The organism is Nocardia suismassiliense, assembly GCF_900269665.1.
GTDB classification, from domain to species: domain Bacteria; phylum Actinomycetota; class Actinomycetes; order Mycobacteriales; family Mycobacteriaceae; genus Nocardia; species Nocardia suismassiliense.
In genome coordinates this window covers 8,939,971-8,956,014 of the sequence record NZ_LT985361.1, presented here as the reverse complement: position 1 = coordinate 8,956,014, position 16,044 = coordinate 8,939,971, and the positions used below count along the sequence as shown (strand labels likewise).

Here is a 16,044-nt window from a genome sequence, read left to right as displayed (position 1 = left end):
GTGGACTCCGTCCGGCTGCGCTTGTTCGGCGAGTAGCTTGCCCGAGCCGGATGTCGTTGGCGCACAGCCGGTCAGGCGTCCGGCACATTGCGCTCGAGTTCGGCCAGCCAGGCCGCGGCCGACGCGTCGCTCGGCGCCCGCCAGTCACCGCGCGGGGACAGCGAGCCACCGGAGCCGACCTTCGGCGCGTTGGGCAGCGTCGAGCGTTTGAACTGGCTGGTCTGCACGAACCGGCGCAGGAACTCCGCGAGCCACCGCTTGATGGTGGCGAGCTCGTAGGCGTTGCGCTGGTCGGCGGGGATCAGATCGGGCCAGCGGCCGCGGTTCGGGTCCGACCACGCGTGCCTGGCCAAATAGGCGATGCGGCTGGGTCGGTAGCCGAAGCGGAGCAGGTAGTAGAGGTGGAAATCCTGGAGTTCGTACGGGCCGACGGTGGCTTCGGAGCTCTGACTCGGCGCCGCGGTGCTCGAAGCGGCGTTGTCGGGCACCAACTCCGGCGAGATCTCGGTCTGCAGGATCGAGGTGAGTACCTCGCCCGCCGCGGCCCCGAACTGCCCGGTCTCGACCGACCAGGCGATCAGGTACTTGATCAGCGTCTTGGGGACCGAGGCGTTCACGCTGTAGTGCGCCATGTGGTCGCCGACGCCGAAAGTGCACCAGCCCAGGGCGAGTTCGCTCAGATCGCCGGTGCCGACGACGAGCGCGCCGTGCTGGTTCGCCAGCCGGAACAGGTGCGAGGTGCGCTCGCCCGCCTGCACGTTCTCGTAGGTGACGTCGTACTGCGGCACGCCGTCGGCGGCCGGGTGGCCCAGGTCGCGCAGCATCTGCGTCGCCGACGGACGGATATCGATCTCCTGCGCGGTCACGCCGAGCGCGTCCATCAGCCGGTGCGCGTCGGTGCGGGTTCGGGTGCTGGTCGCGAAGCCGGGCATGGTGTACGCCAAGACATTTGCCCGGGGCAGGCCGAGCCGGTCCATCGTCTCGGCCGCGACGATCAACGCCTGCGTGGAGTCCAGCCCGCCGGACACTCCGATGACCACCCGCTCCATCCCGGTGGCGCGCAGCCGGGTGCTCAACCCTTCGACCTGGATGTGCTGCACCTCGGCGCAGCGATCGTTGCGCACCGCGGGATCGGCCGGCACGTAAGGGAAGCGCTCGATCTCGCGCCGCAGTTCCACCACGCCCGCGGGAATCGGCAGTTCCACCTCGATCCGCCGTAGCCGAGCCAGCCGTTCCCGGTGGTCGTGCACATTGTCAGCAAAGCTGGTGGTGCGCAGTCGATCCGCGGCCAGACGGCGCAGATCCAGGTCGGCGGTGACCAACTGCGGATGATCGGCGAACCGGACACCCTCGGCGAGCAGATCACCGTTCTCGCACACCAGCGCCTGCCCGTCCCAGGCCAGGTCGGTCGTCGATTCCCCGTGTCCCGCCGCCGAATACAGGTAGGCGGCCAGGTAGCGCGCCGAATGCGAGGTGCACAGCGCTCTGCGGTAGTCGGCCTTGCCGATGACGATATTGCTCGCCGACAGGTTCACCAGCACCGTCGCCCCGGCCAGCGCGGCAAAACCGCTGGGCGGCAACGGCACCCAGCCGTCCTCGCAGATCTCCAGATGGAAGACGAACCCGTCGAGGTTGTTCGCCACGAACAGCAAGTCGGCGCCGAACGGCACCCGCTGCCCGGCGATCGTGACGTGCGTCTCCAGGTTCTCCCGTGCCGCCGCGAACTGCCGCTTCTCGTAGAACTCCCGATAGTTCGGCAGATAACTCTTCGGCACCGCACCGAGCACCACGCCGCGGCACATCGCGACGGCGCAGTTGAACAGTCGCCCCTGGGTCCGCACCGGCGCACCGACCACCAGCACCGTGTCCAGGTCGGCGCTCTCAGCGACCACCCGCGCCAGCGCCGCTTGGACGGCGTCGTCCAGCGCGTCCTGGTGGAAGAGATCGTCGGCCGTGTAGCAGGACAGGCCGAGCTCCGGGAAAACGGTCAGCACCACTCCGTCGGCCGCCGCCGCCCTGGCCAGCGCCAGCGTCTGCTCGACGTTGTAGGCCGGGTCGGTGACCCGCACCCGCGGCACGGCGACCGCCACCCGGGCGAAATCGTGCCGATAGAGCGATTCGAAGGGCAGTTCACGCACTGCCGTCCCCCTTCGCCGAGGCTGCCGGAAATGATCATGATTCCCCTCCGGAACCTACCCGCCATAGTGGCCCGCTAAGCTATAGCAATGGCGGATGAAACGGATTCCGACCTAATCGCGGGGGAACGACGCGCCGATCTGCTGCGTGCGCTTTCTTATGTGTCCACAGAGTCACAGCCGGACGGCAGCTATGTCGTCAACGGAGATCTTCCCCCCGAGGTGGCGCCCCCATTTATTCGGGCGATCATGCGGGTCGAAGCGGAGTTGTTGTTGCACGATGCCGAGCTCGTCACCGTGGAGGGCGGCGAGCCGAGGTCCCCGGAAGAGCGCAGGACCGACGCGTTCGTGGCCCTGGTGTTGCGGGTCGACGACCGGGCTTAGTCCCGGTGCCGAAAGTTGCGAGCCGAGCGGCGCGGGAGCACCCCGGACCTTGCACTCGGCACCTCCGAGTGCTAGAAATGGCGTTGGCACTCTAAAGCTGTGAGTGCCAGGTCGGGACGGTGAGACCGGGTTCCATCGACACCCTCGGTCGTCCGTCGCGGGCACCGCACCTGGCCAGCGTATTAGGGCGACCCAACCTGCGGTCGTTCCTGTGTGTCAGCCATATACATGTGGAGGATCTCAACGCAATGGCCAAGACAATTGCGTACGACGAAGAGGCCCGGCGCGGCCTCGAGCGGGGTCTGAACGCCCTCGCCGACGCGGTCAAGGTGACGCTGGGGCCGAAGGGTCGCAACGTTGTCCTGGAGAAGAAGTGGGGCGCCCCCACGATCACCAACGATGGTGTTTCCATCGCCAAGGAGATCGAGCTGGAGGACCCGTACGAGAAGATCGGCGCCGAGCTGGTCAAGGAAGTCGCCAAGAAGACGGACGACGTCGCGGGCGACGGCACCACCACCGCCACCGTGCTCGCCCAGGCGCTCGTGCGTGAGGGTCTGCCCAACGTCGCGGCCGGCGCGAACCCGCTCGGTCTGAAGCGCGGCATCGAGAAGGCTGTCGAGGCCGTCACGGCTCGCCTGCTGGAGTCCGCCAAGGAGATCGACACCAAGGAGCAGATCGCTGCTACCGCTGGTATCTCCGCGGGCGACTCGTCCATCGGTGAGCTGATCGCCGAGGCCATGGACAAGGTCGGCAAGGAAGGTGTCATCACCGTCGAGGAGAGCAACACCTTCGGGCTCCAGCTGGAGCTCACCGAGGGCATGCGCTTCGACAAGGGCTACATCTCGGGTTACTTCGTCACCGACCCGGAGCGTCAGGAAGCGGTCCTCGAGGATCCGTACATCCTGCTGGTCGGCTCGAAGATCTCGACCGTCAAGGACCTGCTGCCGCTGCTGGAGAAGGTCATCCAGGCCGGCAAGCCGCTGCTGATCATCGCCGAGGACGTCGAGGGCGAAGCCCTGTCGACCCTGGTGGTCAACAAGATCCGTGGCACCTTCAAGTCCGTTGCCGTCAAGGCGCCGGGCTTCGGTGACCGCCGCAAGGCGCAGCTCGCCGACATCGCCATCCTCACCGGTGGCGAGGTCATCAGCGAAGAGGTCGGCCTCTCCCTGGAGACCGCCGGTGTCGAGCTGCTCGGCCAGGCGCGCAAGGTCGTCATCACCAAGGACGAGACCACCATCGTCGAGGGCGCGGGCGACGCGGAGGCCATCAAGGGCCGCGTGCAGCAGATCCGTGCCGAGATCGAGAACTCGGACTCGGACTACGACCGGGAGAAGCTGCAGGAGCGTCTGGCCAAGCTGGCCGGCGGTGTTGCGGTCATCAAGGCCGGTGCCGCGACCGAGGTCGAGCTCAAGGAGCGCAAGCACCGCATCGAAGATGCCGTGCGCAACGCCAAGGCCGCCGTCGAAGAGGGCATCGTCGCCGGTGGCGGCGTGGCCCTGCTGCAGTCGGCGCCTGCGCTGGACGACCTGAAGCTCAGCGGTGACGAGGCGACCGGCGCGAACATCGTGCGCGTCGCCCTGTCGGCTCCGTTGAAGCAGATCGCCTTCAACGCCGGCCTCGAGCCGGGCGTTGTCGCCGAGAAGGTTTCCAACCTGCCGGCCGGCCACGGCCTCAACGCCGATTCCGGCGTGTACGAGGACCTGCTTGCCGCCGGTGTCGCCGACCCGGTGAAGGTCACCCGCTCCGCGCTGCAGAACGCGGCGTCCATCGCGGCTCTGTTCCTCACCACCGAGGCCGTCGTCGCCGACAAGCCGGAGAAGTCCGCCGCGCCCGCCGGCGACCCGACCGGTGGCATGGGCGGCATGGACTTCTGAGTCCAGCCACTCGGCAACACCTCTAGAAACCGGAAGCCGGTCCACCCTCGGGTGGACCGGCTTCCGGCGTCTGCGGAGTCCCTTCCGCTTGCTTCGAGATCGACTGTACAGGTTAGGCTAACCTACATTCAAGTCCGTCAGATTCCGTCGACGGCGAGCACGGCGAACGGCTGCGGGGTGCCGGGTCCCATCGGTCCACCCTTGTCGAATTGTGAAGCGACCACCAGGAGTTGGTCGCCGGTGCGGACCAGCGTGGTGGGGATGCTCAGGGCCGCGTCGGTGATGCGCTGGACCAGGGTCGCGGTGGCGCCGTCGTCGGTCATCGTCCAGCGGGCGATGGCGTTGTCGGTGTTCTGCACCACCCACAGCGTGTTGTCGTGCAATTCGAGGCCGTCGCCGTGGGTCAGGTTGCCGCCGTGCAGCGCGACCTTGCGGATCGGGTCCGCGGCGTTCGGCGCGAGGGCGATGCGGAACAGCTCGCCTGCGGCCATATCGACAACGAACAAGTAGCGGCCACCGGCGTCGGCCACGATGCCGTTCAGCGTGAAGCCGCCAGGTGCGCGCGGCGCGAGCACCGGGTTCAGATCGAATTGTGTTGTCATATCGGCACGTCCGCCGTTTGACGCGGCGCGGGCGACATCGTCTGCGGTGATGCGGTAGACGACGCCGCGCACGGAGTCGGTCAGGTAGGCGGTGCCGTCCGGGGTGATGGCTACATCGTTGACGAAGCGTGCCGCCGGGCCCGGCGCGTCGAAGCGGGCGATCAAGACGCGGGATGCGGTGTCGTACACGGCGACTCCGGCGGTCGAGTCGGTCACCCACAGTCGTCCCGCCTGGTCGACCTTCAGGCCGTTGGCGGTCTTGCGGCCGTCGGCGCCCTCCGGGAGGAAGGTCTCGGCCTGCTTGCTCCCCGGCGCGGCCTTGTAGACGGCCCCGGTGCTGTACGAGCCGACGTAGGTGTCGCCGGTGCGCGGATCGGCGGCGATGCCTTCGGGGTAGGCGCGGTCGCTCGGTAGCGCGTAGGCGGCGGTGATCCGCGCGGACGGCGCGGCGGGCTGCGCGGTGTTTTCGCTGGCACCGCAGGCCGCGGCGGCGGTGCAGGACGCCGCGATGGCGATGGTTGCCATGCGGCGGCGCGTTGCGTGGGACATGGTCGCCTCTCATCAGGTCTATCGCTCGGATGTAGTCACATCTGAATACGAGCACGAAGATAGATTAGAGTTCTAATGATCGTCAAGAGTGTTAGGTGAAGACGGGCAGATACCATGCGGACATGACGTCCTTGCCCGCCGCCGAGCGCCTCGGCTCCTACGTGAAGCGCGCCGAGCAGGCGCTGCAGACGGCGAAGCATGCTGCGCTGAAGCCCGCGGGCGTCACCGTCGCGCAGTACGCCGCGCTGCTGTACCTCGATGAGAACCCCGGCATCTCGGCCGCCGCGCTGGCTCGGCTGTGCGGCGTGACGCCGCCGACGATGAACACGGTGCTGACCAACCTGCAGGACCGCGGCCTCATCGAACGCACCCCGCACGCGTGGCACAAGAACATCCTGGAAACCCGCCTCACCGAAGCGGGTGCCGCCGTCATGCGCGACGCCGACGCCAGGGCGGTCCGGGTCGAACGCGCGGTGGCGGCGGGCTTCACCGACGCCGAACGCGCGACACTGCAGGACCTGTTGACCCGCTGCGCCGATCTTTTCGACTCCGTCCGCCCCGAAACTCCTACCGCCACCAAGAAGTAGGCAGGGGCGCGGCGTCGACGGCCACGTCAGCCCAGCAGGAACGCCACGAGAAATCCTGCGGCGGTGGCCATTCCGACCCACCAGCCGCCTTCGCGATAAGCCTCGGGCATCAGCGAGTCGGCGAGTACCGCGAGGGTCGCGCCGCCCGCAAACGCTTGCACGGTGCTGATGTTGGTCTGGGAAAGGTTGTCGGACAACGTATTCCCCAGCACGGTGACCACCACGAGCACCGAACCCGTTGCCGCCCAGAGCCATAGCGGACCAAGGCGCTGCACCCCGTGCTTGTCGCGCATCAGCGCGGCCCCGCTGATCGCCTCCGGCACATTGCCCACCGCGACGGCGACCAACAGTGCCAGCCCGCCGCCACCGGCGAGGGTGACGCCGAGTGCGGTGTTCTCCGGAATGCCGTCCAGCACCGTGCCGAGCAGTAGCGCCCACCCAATAGCGTTGGCGCCCAACTTGGTTTCGATCAGATGGTTGGCCACCACGTACACCCCGGCGCCGCCGAACAGCGCCACGGCCGCGATCAGCGCACCCGCCTGCTGGAACGCGGGCTCGAAGAGTTCGTTGGAGACCGCGGCGATCATGGTGCCCGCGCCGAACGCCATCAACGACGCGAGCAACGGTTTCGGCAAGGTCCACCGCAGGCCGATGGCGGCGCCGATCACCAGGGGGACGGCGGTGCCGAGCCCGTAGAGCAACGCAGTCAGCATGCGATTCACCCTAATGGGGCACGGTTGCCGCGGCTGAGGTGAAGGTGGCGGTGCGTCCACCTCGAACTAATCGGCGCGCTATTGCGAAGTACCACTACTTCGCGAAGTTGCCTGGCGGACAGGACGAATCAGGCATAACCAGCGGACCAGTTCGGAAAAAGAATAATTCTACGAATTCCCGTCAAAATCGCGTGCGGCCCGCTCGGCGCCGTCGTATCGACTGGCTCGGCAAACATTCAGTGACAAGAGCAAGGCCGGTGCGCTTCGCAGATCCGGTGCGCACGAACCGCCTTAAAGCGTGCTTACCAATCGGTATTCTCTACTGCTGGCGAGGGGTTCGATGAGGGGGTGCCGAGTCGGTAACCACCCTGCCAACTTTCGGCAAACGCCTGGTCAGTTGCGGGTTGATACCAAGGACCCGATCCATGTCGAGTGCTTCTCGGCCTTCTGTATTGTCTGGCCCAATGTCACAGGATGCGAATACGGGTCGAATGTATGCCGGGCAACCCGTCGAGGACCGGCAACGTCAGCGGCGTGCGCGTTTTCTGGAATCGGGCCTGACGGTCTTCGCGCGCGACGGTTACGCCAATAGTTCGGTCGGCGCCATCTGTAAGGACGCCGGACTCTCCTCGCGACAGTTCTACGAGGAGTTCACCGGGCGCGAGTCCCTACTACTCGAGCTCTACGAGCAGATCGATCGCGAGTCGCGCGACGCGGTCGCCAAGTCATTGGAGAGCAAGGCCGACGCGAGTGCGCTCGAGATCATCGACGCGTCCGTCCGGGCGTACGTCGAGTCCATCGGGTCGGACCCGCGCAAGGCGCGCGTCGCACTGGTCGAGGTGGTCGGTGCGGGCCCGAAGGTGGAGAAGTTCCGGCTCGAACTGCGCCGGGTGTGGGGTTCGCTGCTGGCGGGTGCCGCGGAGGACGCGGCCATGCACGGCGAGATCCCGACCGGTGACTACGAGATGCGGGTGCTCGCCATCATCGGCGCGGTCAACTACGTGGTGGATTCGTGGAGTGGTGCCGACCCGCGCCCGCCGCTCGACGACGTGATCAGGGTGTTGAGCAGGGTGATCATGGGGGCGGTCGGCGCCTGAGCGCCGAGCAGCCGAGGCGCGGCGGCACCGGGGCCGGTAGCGTGCGCGGGATGGAAACGGTTCCGATCCAAATGCCGGATGGCAGTACGGTTCCGGTGCGGCTGATCCCGGCCGCCGGTGCCCATCGACATCCGGTCACCCCGGATGCGCCGCGCCCGGTGCTGGTGATCGTGCCCGGGCTCGGCGTCCCCGGCGGGTACTACGAGTCGTTCGCCGTGAAACTGGCGGCGCGCGGCTTCGACCTGGCGATCGGCGAGCTGCGCGGCAACGGGGACAGCACGCCGAAGCCGAGCGCCGCCAGCACCTACGGCTACCACGAGCTGGTGTCGGTCGACTTCCCGGCGATCTTCCAGGTAGTGCGCGACCGGTTCCCGGCCAGCACGCCGTATCTGCTCGGGCACAGCATGGGCGGGCAGTTCGCCGTCATGTCCGCCGCGCGGATCCGCGGCAGGCTCGGCGGGCTGATCCTGGTCGCCTCCGGGACGCCGTATTACCGTGGCTACCCGGGGCTTTCGAGTCCCGGCATCCTGTTCGGCACGGCGGCCGCCTCGCTGACGGCCAACCTGGCCGGCTTCTGGCCGGGGGACCGGATCGCCGCGGGCGGCTTCGGCCGCCAGTCCAAGGTGCTGATCGCGGATTGGGCGCGGCTGGCCCGCACCGGCCGGTTCCAGCCGGTCGGCGCGGACATCGACTACGAGGAGCGCATCTCCCGGCTGAAGCTGCCGGTGCTGTCCATCACCGTCACCGGCGACGACCTCACCCCGCCCGGCTCCGCCGAACACCTGCTGGCCAAGCTGCCCAAGGCCGAGGTGACCACCTGGCATCAGCCGGAATCGCTGGGGCACAACGGCTGGATCCGGGAGAACACCACCACCATCGATCAGATCGAGAAGTGGCTGCGCGATCGTTAGCCGGGCCTGCGGCCGACCTCGCGATGGCGGTCGAACCCGTCGAGCATGGCGTCCAGGCCCACGTCGAAGTGGTCCGCTTCCGGCTCCGCGTGCTCCTCGCTGCGCTGTGCGGCGACCGCGGCGATGGCGTGACTGAGGATGTGGCCGATCGTGTACTCGCGCAGGCAGCGGGTCAGCTGCCGCGCGATGGCCGCCGAAAAGCCCGCGCCCTGCAGGTGTTCCACCATCCAGCTGCCTGTCTCGACGGCCAGGTCGCTGCGCACCGGACGCGTCGCGAAGACCGGCACCGCGTTCGGATGCCTGCGCAGCGTGGAGCGCAGCCGGTGCGCGTAGGCGCGCATCAGATCGCGCCAAGGTTCTTGCCACGGTAGGGATTCCATGTCGAGCTCGGCGAACATGGTGTCGGCGATGGCGTCGAACAGCTCCTGCTGATCGGTGAAGTGCCGGTAGGCGGCCATCGGGTCGGCGCCGAGCGCGGTGCCGAGTTTGCGCATCGAGAATCCGTCGACACCGGTGCGATCGATGAGGTTCAGCGCGACCGCGGCGATATAGTCGCGGTTCAACGCGGTCCGCGTCGTGGGCGCCGGGTTTGCGCGCCGGGTGCGGGCGCGCCGTGCGCGGGGCACCTCGACGGCGTTGTCGGAATCCACGACCAGCTCTCCTCTCGAACCCGGGTCTACGGCGTAGACATCAGCTACACCGTAGGCCCAGGTCCCGGGAATCGGTCGTTATCCGCGCCGCTCGATCAGCATCTGCGTGAAGAACTCGTAGATCAGCCCGGCTTGGAACGCCGACTGCTTGTTGTCCGCCGCGCCGCCGTGACCACCCTCGATGTTCTCGTGGTACCAGAACTCGTGGCCCTGCTCTTCGAGCAACGCGGCCATCTTGCGGGCGTGCCCAGGATGCACGCGGTCGTCCCTGGTGGACGTGGTGAGCAGGATCGGCGGGTAGGCCACATCGGCCCGCGCGTTCTGATACGGCGAGTACTTGCTGATGTACTCCCACTCCTCCGGCTTGTCCGGGTCACCGTATTCGGCGATCCACGAGGCACCCGCCAGCAGCAGGTGATAACGCTTCATGTCCAGCAGCGGCACCTGGCAGACGATGGCGCCGAACAGCTCCGGGTAGCGGGTCAGCATCACTCCCATCAGCAGGCCGCCATTGCTGCCGCCCACCGCGCCGAGCTGATCGGCGGTCGTAATGCCGCGCGTCACAAGGTCTTTCGCGATCGCGGAGAAGTCTTCGTACACCTTGTGCCGGTTGGCCTTCTGCACCGAGGTGTGCCACTGCGGCCCGTACTCGCCGCCGCCGCGGATGTTGGTCATCACCCAGGTGCCGCCGCGCTCCAGCCAGCCCATGCCGGACGCGCCGCTGTAGGCGGGCGTGCGCGAGACCTCGAAGCCGCCGTAGCCCGACATCACCGTCGGGCCGGGGGTCCCCCTGCGGTCGCGATGGCGAATGACGAAGTACGGCACCTGCGTTCCGTCGTCGGAGGTCGCGAAGAACTGCTCGGTCTCGATGCCGTCGGCGTCGAAGAAGCCGGGCTCCTGCTTGAGCTGCTCGGTGGCGCCGCCCACCGAGCTGGCCAGCAGCGTGGCGGGCGTCGTGAATCCACTTGTGGTGAGCATGAATTCGTCGCCGCCCTCGAGCGGGTCCAGGTTCAGCACGCTGGTGGTGGCCATCGGCGGGGTGTCGGCCAGCGACTCCTTGCGCCAGCCGTCGGTGCCCGGCGTCAGCACGTAGAGCTTGGTCTGCACGTCCTCGAGGGTGATGAGCAGCAGATGGTTCTCGGTCCAGCCGTAACCGTGCAGCGAGGTGTGTGGGTCCGGGGTGAAGATCACCTCGAATTCCCGTCCGCCGGCGAGGAACTTCTCGAAGTCCATGGCCAGCAGCGCGCCCGCGGGATAGGCGGCGCCGCCCACCTCCCACGGCGACTTCAGCCGGACCAGCAGCCAATCCTTGTACCAGGACTCGCTCGCGTCGGAGGGGATCTCCAGATGCCGTAGCGTGCCGTCGTTTTCGAGCAGATAGACCTCTTCGTTGAAGAAGTCGGTGGCTCGGCCGATGAAATGGCGCTCGTAGCCGGGGGTCCGGTCATAGCCCGCCGAGACCGCGACATCGCCGGGCTCGCCCTCGAAGACGGTCACCGCGTCGGCCAGCTCGGTGCCGCGCTGCCAGCGCTTGGCGATGCGCGGGTAGCCGGACTCGGTCAGCGAGCCCGGGCCGAAATCCGTGCCGACGTACACCGAATCGATGTCGATCCAGCGCATCTCGGACTTCGCCTCGGGCAGGAAGAAGCCGCCGTCGGCCGGGTCGATGAAGGTGCGCGTCGCCATGTCGAACTCGCGCACCACCTTGGCATCCGCGCCGCCGCGCGACAGGCTGATCAGGGTCCGCGACTGCTCGGGGCGCAGCACGGCGGCCCCGCCCCACACCCAGTTCTCGTCCTCGGCGGCGGCCAGCGCGTCCAGGTCGATCAGCACGTCCCAGTGGGGCGATTCCTTGGCGTACTCGGCGAACGTGGTGCGCCGCCACACCCCGCGCGGATGCTCGGCGTCGCGCCAGAAGTTGTAGAGCCAGCTGCCGCGCCGGCCCGGGTACGCGATCTTGGTGTCGGTGTCGAGCATGTCCAGAATGCGATGTTCGAGCTCGCTGAACCGGTCGGAGGTCGCGAATCGCTCCACGACCACGCTGTTGTGTGCGCGCGCCCAGTCGAGGGCCCGCTCATCGGTCACTTCTTCGAGCCAGAGGTAAGGGTCCGTCACATTCTGCTCAACGCCACTCATCCCCACATTGTTGCCGAGCGGCGCCGATCAGGTCCCCGGGGTTACCAGAAGTGCGCTACATCCACCACGACCCGTGCTCCGCTACCCGGTCCGTCGAGGGTGAACACCCGCATCGGCAGCCGTGCGCGGACGCCGAGACCGACCGTGGTCTGCCCCTCGAACGAGCCGGCCCAGGCCACCTGACGGAAGGTCTGGTAACCGGCCGCATTCACCAGCTCATTGCGGTTCTGCGGCTGGTAGGTGGGTTGCCCCGCCTCGTTGTATGCGGGCGCGTGCACCACCACAGCCAGGAACGCCCCACCCCGCAGCGGCACGGGTGTGCCGGACCCGTCCATCGTCACCCGGTCGACATAGCCGACGTGATAGCCAGGCGCCGAACCGGCGAGGTCGATGACGAGCCGATCGAAGCATTCGTGCCGACCGGACCGAACGCCGTTGACCGGGCCGGTCGACATCGGAGGGCTCGCCTTATCGAGCGAACCCCACACCAATCCGCAGTAGGAGGGAGTTGCCGCGGCCGGTCCGGGAATGATCCACAGGCCGACGAGAGTCGCGACGGAGGTGAACAACAGAAATATGCGACGCATGCCGCACCGCCTTCAGGCAGTAAGAACGAATTATTCGATGAATCGGGCGAATCGGGCAGGGTGTTACTGCCGCAACGTACTCGAAAAGGATTCGTGACCTTGGTATATCGGTTCGATACGCGTTCGACACCGCACGCACCTGACAGTGGTCCGGGCACCGGCTCAGTAGGATCGCGAGTTCGACGCTGATCCGACCAGGAGGTTTCTTTGCCGCCGTTTCTCTGGGAGCAGCACTGCTGTTTACCGCTGGTGCCTTCGGCGCGGATCGCGGACCTCGCGCGTTATCCGCTCGGGTCGTACCTGTCGGTGAATGTCGGGTATTCGCCGCATACGACGGAGGATTCGCTGAAGCTGACCCGGCAATATCGCGCGGACGCGCTCGCCGATGGTCGATTCCGGTTGGTGCACAGCCACTCCGATATCGGCGATCCGGAAACCATCGCCCTCGCCTTCGATCTGGAGGACTCGGGGCCGCTCGGTGGTGACCTGGACAATGTCGCGCTGTTCTACGAGTTGGGCGTGCGTTCGATGCTGCCTACCTACAACAGCGCGAACAAGGCGGGGAGCGGCTGTCTCGATACCGAGGACACCGGGCTCACCGCATTCGGTCGCGACCTCGTGCGCACCCTCAACGAGGTCGGCATGTTCGTCGACGGCTCCCATTGTTCGCGGCGCACCGGACTGGATCTGGCGACGTACACCCAGGTGCCGATGATCTACAGCCACTCCAATTTCGCCGCGCTATGGGAGCATCCGCGCAACATCACCGACGAGCAGGCGAAGGCCTGTGCCGCCACCGGTGGCGTGATCGGAGTCAATGGTGTGGGTATCTTCTTGGGCCGCAACGGCGTTGACGAAGGCGCCGCGCGGATCGAGGCGATGGCGGATCACGTCGAGCACGGCGTGGAGCTGGTCGGCATCGAGCACATCGGGATCGGCTCGGACTACTCGTTCGACGCCGACGACTTCAACGGGATGCTCGCCGACCATCCCGAGCTGTTTCCCGAGTCGTACACCAAATGGGGCCCACTGCAATGGGTTCCGCCGGAGGAGTTGCTCGGCACGGAGCGGGTGCCCGGCCTCGATGAGGTGCTGGCGCGGCGGGGCTTCAGTGCCGCCGATCGAGCTGCGGTGTTCGGTGGCAACTTCGCCCGGGTCGCCGCGCAGGTGTGGCGCGACTAGCCGAGATGTTCGGCGGCCACCCGCTTGGGCACGCACATGCGCCAGGCCTCGATTACGAGCTCGGTCAGCTCCGCCTCATCGATGGCGGCCAGCCGCACCCGAACCCAGTTGTACCGCTCGTCCGACGGGCGCGGCATCATGAACTTGTCCGGCTCGGCGGCGACCAATGCCGCTCGTTCGGCCTTGGGATAGGCGAAACCCATGCGTGTTTCGTCGGCGGACAGCGCCAAGTAGACGATCCGGCCAATCCGATACTTGACCCGGTCGCGGACCAGCGCCTCGGTGGTTCGCGGCAGGCTCATCGCGATCCGGCGCACGTCGTCAGCTGTCACCATCGGTTCATTATTACGACGGGGTGCGACAAGTGGCGCGACCGCAGCGGCCGCGCCACACCGCTGCTCGCCGGGTTCACCCGAGGCGGACCAGCATCTTGCCCGTGTTGGCACCGGAGAGCACACCGAGGAACGCGGCGGGCGCCTGCTCGATGCCCTCGTAGACGGTCTCCGTGGTGCGGATCGTGCCGTCGGCCAACCAAGCCGCTGCCTTGCCGATGTACTCGCCGAAGATCGGGAAGTAGCTGTTCACCAGCATGCCGCGCAGCGAAACCTCCCGTGTTGCAGCCTTGTACAGGTCGGGGCCCGGCTCGGCGGTGTCGCCGTTGTAGCCACTGATCGCGCCGACGAGCGCGATCCGCCCCTTCGGCCGCATGGCCTCGACGGCAACCCGCAGATGTTCGCCGCCGACACTGTCCAGGTAGACGTCGATGCCCGCCGGCGCGGCCGTGGCGAGCTGACCGGCCAGATCGCCTGCCCGGTAGTCGATCGCGGCGTCGAAGCCGAATTCGTCCAGCAGCAGCCGGGTCTTGGCGGGACCACCCGCCGACCCGATCACCCTGGCCGCCCCGAGCGCCTTGGCGATCTGCCCGGCCACACTGCCCACCGCGCCCGCGGCAGCCGAAATGAACACGGTGTCACCGGGTTTCACCGGCGCGACATCGGTCAGGGCGGCGTACGCGGTGAGGCCCGTGGTGCCCAGCGCGCCGAGGTAGTGGTGTGCCGCGGCGAGCGAGGTGTCGATCGGGGTCACCGCAGCCGCGTCGAGCACCGCGTACCCCCGCCAGCCCGCGAAGTGCGACACCGTGCTGCCCGCCGCGATGCCCGCCGCCTTCGACGCGATCACCTCGCCGACCGCCGAACCCTCCAGTGCCGCACCCAATTCGAACGGCGCGATGTAGGACGGCCGGTCGTCCATCCGTCCCCGCATGTAGGGATCCACCGACATCCAGGTGTTGCGCACCAGAACCTGCCCGTCGGCAAGCTCCTCGATCGGCCGCCGCACCAACGCGAAATCCTGCGCGGTCGGCGCACCGACCGGCCGCGCCGCCAGCTGAATCTCCTGGGAGATCTGCGGCAACACACCATCGGTGACCGGTCCCTGAGTGGTCTGAATGCTCATCGCTCTGCCTCTGCTTCGCTGTCTCCCCGAACCGTTCGATCCGGTACCGAGAACGTTATGAGCCCGAACCCCCGACCCCCAGGTCCGGAAACGCCACCCCCCGGTCCAAACGCGACACGTCTGGCAGGGTCAGTTGGTTCTGAGGTGGGTGGGGGAGGTTCCGGTCCAGCGGTGGACGGCTTTGCGGAGGGCGCGGTCGTCGGTGAAGCCGAGGCGGTCGGCGATGGCGGAGGTGGTCAGGTGTCCTTCGGCGAGCAGGGTTTTCGCCTGTTCGTAGCGGACCTGGTCGTACTCGGCGCGCCAGCTGGTGCCGTGCTCGGCGAGCTGCCTTTGCAGGGTCCGTGGGCTGACCGCCAGCCGGCGGGCGACGGTGGCCAGTGACGCGTCACCGGCGGCGAGGGCGGCGGCCAGCGCGACGCGGAACGCTTCCAGTGGGCCGGGGATCACGCGGGCGGTGGACAGGACCAGGTCGGCGTGGCTGCGCAGGAGGTCCGCGAGCATCGGGTCGGCGCGGGGTAGTGCGGCGGTGGCGTCCGCGGCGGTGAAGGTGATGGTGTCGGCCGGTGCGTCGAACTCGATGCGGTCGGTGCCGAACGCGTCGAGCAGTGCGTCGTGGTTGTGCGGCGCGGCCCGGCTGAACGCGACGCGGGCCGGGATCACCCGGCGTCCGGTGGCTTCGCGGGCGCGCCGCAGGTAGTAGGCGAGCACATACTCGTTGATCACCGCGGCGACGGCCGGGTCACCCGCGGTGGTGCGGAACCCGACGGTGAGATCGCCGTCGTGCGCGAGGTCGAACCCCTCGGCCGCCGCGGTGACCAACCGGTGGTACGGCTGCGCGGCCCGCAGCGCGTCCGCCAGCGTCGGCCCGTTCGTGACGAGGTAGTCCCAGGTGGTCAAGGTCCCGAGCGGCGCGGCAGCGACCACGGCGAGCCCCGCACCCGGCTCCGGCCCGAGCCGCGCGAGTAGCTCCCACAATCGCACCAGCGAGCTCAGCGGAATGCGATTGAGCTCCCCGGCGAGCACCCCGTCATCGATGCCGTGGATCGCCGCGAGCTGGTCCGCGCCGACACCGGCCCGTCGGGCGGTATCCCGGACGAGCCGGATCAGATGCGTCGACGCGGTGCCGTCGATAGGCGCCGCACCGCCCCTCGATCGACTCTCCAGCACGGCCTCACAGTAGCG

Annotated in this window: 15 protein-coding genes; 6 read left to right on the top strand and 9 right to left on the bottom strand. The window is 67.8% G+C overall.

The window, feature by feature from the left end; all coding sequences use genetic code 11:
* Positions 1-71: 71 nt before the first annotated feature.
* Positions 72-2,138 carry an NAD(+) synthase gene (locus DBO33_RS40240; protein WP_107659694.1) on the bottom strand — a complete coding sequence of 689 codons (2,067 nt, stop codon included), beginning with the start codon at positions 2,136-2,138 and terminating at the stop codon, positions 72-74.
* Positions 2,139-2,225: 87 nt separating this feature from the next.
* Here DBO33_RS40240 and DBO33_RS40235 point away from each other — a divergent pair, with 87 nt between their 5' ends.
* Together DBO33_RS40235 and groL are read left to right on the top strand one after the other, a co-directional pair.
* Positions 2,226-2,519 (top strand): hypothetical protein, encoded by a 294-nt coding sequence (locus DBO33_RS40235; RefSeq protein WP_107659693.1) that lies wholly within the window; start codon positions 2,226-2,228, stop codon positions 2,517-2,519.
* A 248-nt stretch (positions 2,520-2,767) separates the two neighbouring features.
* Complete coding sequence (gene groL / locus DBO33_RS40230) at positions 2,768-4,393, top strand: chaperonin GroEL (RefSeq protein WP_107661010.1); 1,626 nt, start codon at positions 2,768-2,770, stop codon at positions 4,391-4,393.
* A 137-nt stretch (positions 4,394-4,530) separates the two neighbouring features.
* Here the strand turns inward: groL and DBO33_RS40225 are convergent, their stop codons facing one another.
* Positions 4,531-5,544, bottom strand: a complete 1,014-nt coding sequence (locus tag DBO33_RS40225) for an SMP-30/gluconolactonase/LRE family protein (protein WP_107659692.1) — start codon at positions 5,542-5,544, stop codon at positions 4,531-4,533.
* Positions 5,545-5,666: 122 nt separating this feature from the next.
* Between DBO33_RS40225 and DBO33_RS40220 the strand changes: the two genes are divergently transcribed.
* Positions 5,667-6,131, top strand: coding sequence for a MarR family winged helix-turn-helix transcriptional regulator (locus DBO33_RS40220; RefSeq protein WP_199856905.1), 465 nt, complete (start codon positions 5,667-5,669; stop codon positions 6,129-6,131).
* Between the two features lie 26 nt (positions 6,132-6,157).
* On the opposite strand, the gene DBO33_RS40215 is transcribed toward DBO33_RS40220, so the two are convergent.
* Entirely contained in the window at positions 6,158-6,844 is a 687-nt protein-coding gene (locus DBO33_RS40215; protein ID WP_107659691.1) for a ZIP family metal transporter, read from the bottom strand.
* A 464-nt stretch (positions 6,845-7,308) separates the two neighbouring features.
* Between DBO33_RS40215 and DBO33_RS40210 the strand changes: the two genes are divergently transcribed.
* Both DBO33_RS40210 and DBO33_RS40205 read left to right on the top strand, forming a co-directional pair.
* Positions 7,309-7,941, top strand: a complete 633-nt coding sequence (locus DBO33_RS40210; RefSeq protein WP_228540259.1) for a TetR/AcrR family transcriptional regulator — start codon at positions 7,309-7,311, stop codon at positions 7,939-7,941.
* 50 nt (positions 7,942-7,991) lie between these two features.
* Complete coding sequence (locus DBO33_RS40205; protein WP_107659689.1) at positions 7,992-8,852, top strand: alpha/beta hydrolase family protein; 861 nt, start codon at positions 7,992-7,994, stop codon at positions 8,850-8,852.
* Here the strand turns inward: DBO33_RS40205 and DBO33_RS40200 are convergent.
* From DBO33_RS40200 to DBO33_RS40190, 3 genes are all read right to left on the bottom strand, one after another.
* The gene (locus DBO33_RS40200) at positions 8,849-9,502 is read right to left on the bottom strand and encodes a TetR/AcrR family transcriptional regulator C-terminal domain-containing protein (protein ID WP_107659688.1); all 654 of its coding nucleotides are present in this window, start codon (positions 9,500-9,502) and stop codon (positions 8,849-8,851) included. The two genes, DBO33_RS40205 and DBO33_RS40200, sit on opposite strands and share 4 nt — an antisense overlap.
* Positions 9,503-9,580: 78 nt before the next feature.
* Entirely contained in the window at positions 9,581-11,638 is a 2,058-nt protein-coding gene (locus DBO33_RS40195; RefSeq protein WP_107659687.1) for a prolyl oligopeptidase family serine peptidase, read from the bottom strand.
* A gap of 41 nt (positions 11,639-11,679) precedes the next feature.
* Entirely contained in the window at positions 11,680-12,225 is a 546-nt protein-coding gene (locus DBO33_RS40190; protein ID WP_107659686.1) for an AMIN-like domain-containing (lipo)protein, read from the bottom strand.
* A gap of 207 nt (positions 12,226-12,432) precedes the next feature.
* Here DBO33_RS40190 and DBO33_RS40185 point away from each other — a divergent pair, with 207 nt between their 5' ends.
* Entirely contained in the window at positions 12,433-13,407 is a 975-nt protein-coding gene (locus tag DBO33_RS40185; protein WP_107659685.1) for a dipeptidase, read from the top strand.
* On the opposite strand, the gene DBO33_RS40180 is transcribed toward DBO33_RS40185, so the two are convergent.
* The 3 genes from DBO33_RS40180 to DBO33_RS40170 all read right to left on the bottom strand — a co-directional run bounded on the left by DBO33_RS40180 (position 13,404) and on the right by DBO33_RS40170 (position 16,029).
* The gene (locus DBO33_RS40180) at positions 13,404-13,742 is read right to left on the bottom strand and encodes an MmcQ/YjbR family DNA-binding protein (protein WP_107659684.1); all 339 of its coding nucleotides are present in this window, start codon (positions 13,740-13,742) and stop codon (positions 13,404-13,406) included. The genes DBO33_RS40185 and DBO33_RS40180 overlap by 4 nt on opposite strands.
* 73 nt (positions 13,743-13,815) lie before the next feature.
* Positions 13,816-14,862: an NADP-dependent oxidoreductase gene (locus DBO33_RS40175; protein WP_107659683.1), complete on the bottom strand. Its 1,047-nt coding sequence runs from the start codon at positions 14,860-14,862 to the stop codon at positions 13,816-13,818.
* Between the two features lie 129 nt (positions 14,863-14,991).
* On the bottom strand, positions 14,992-16,029 hold the full coding sequence (locus DBO33_RS40170) for an AraC family transcriptional regulator (RefSeq protein ID WP_107659682.1): 1,038 nt from the start codon (positions 16,027-16,029) through the stop codon (positions 14,992-14,994).
* Positions 16,030-16,044: the final 15 nt, after the last annotated feature.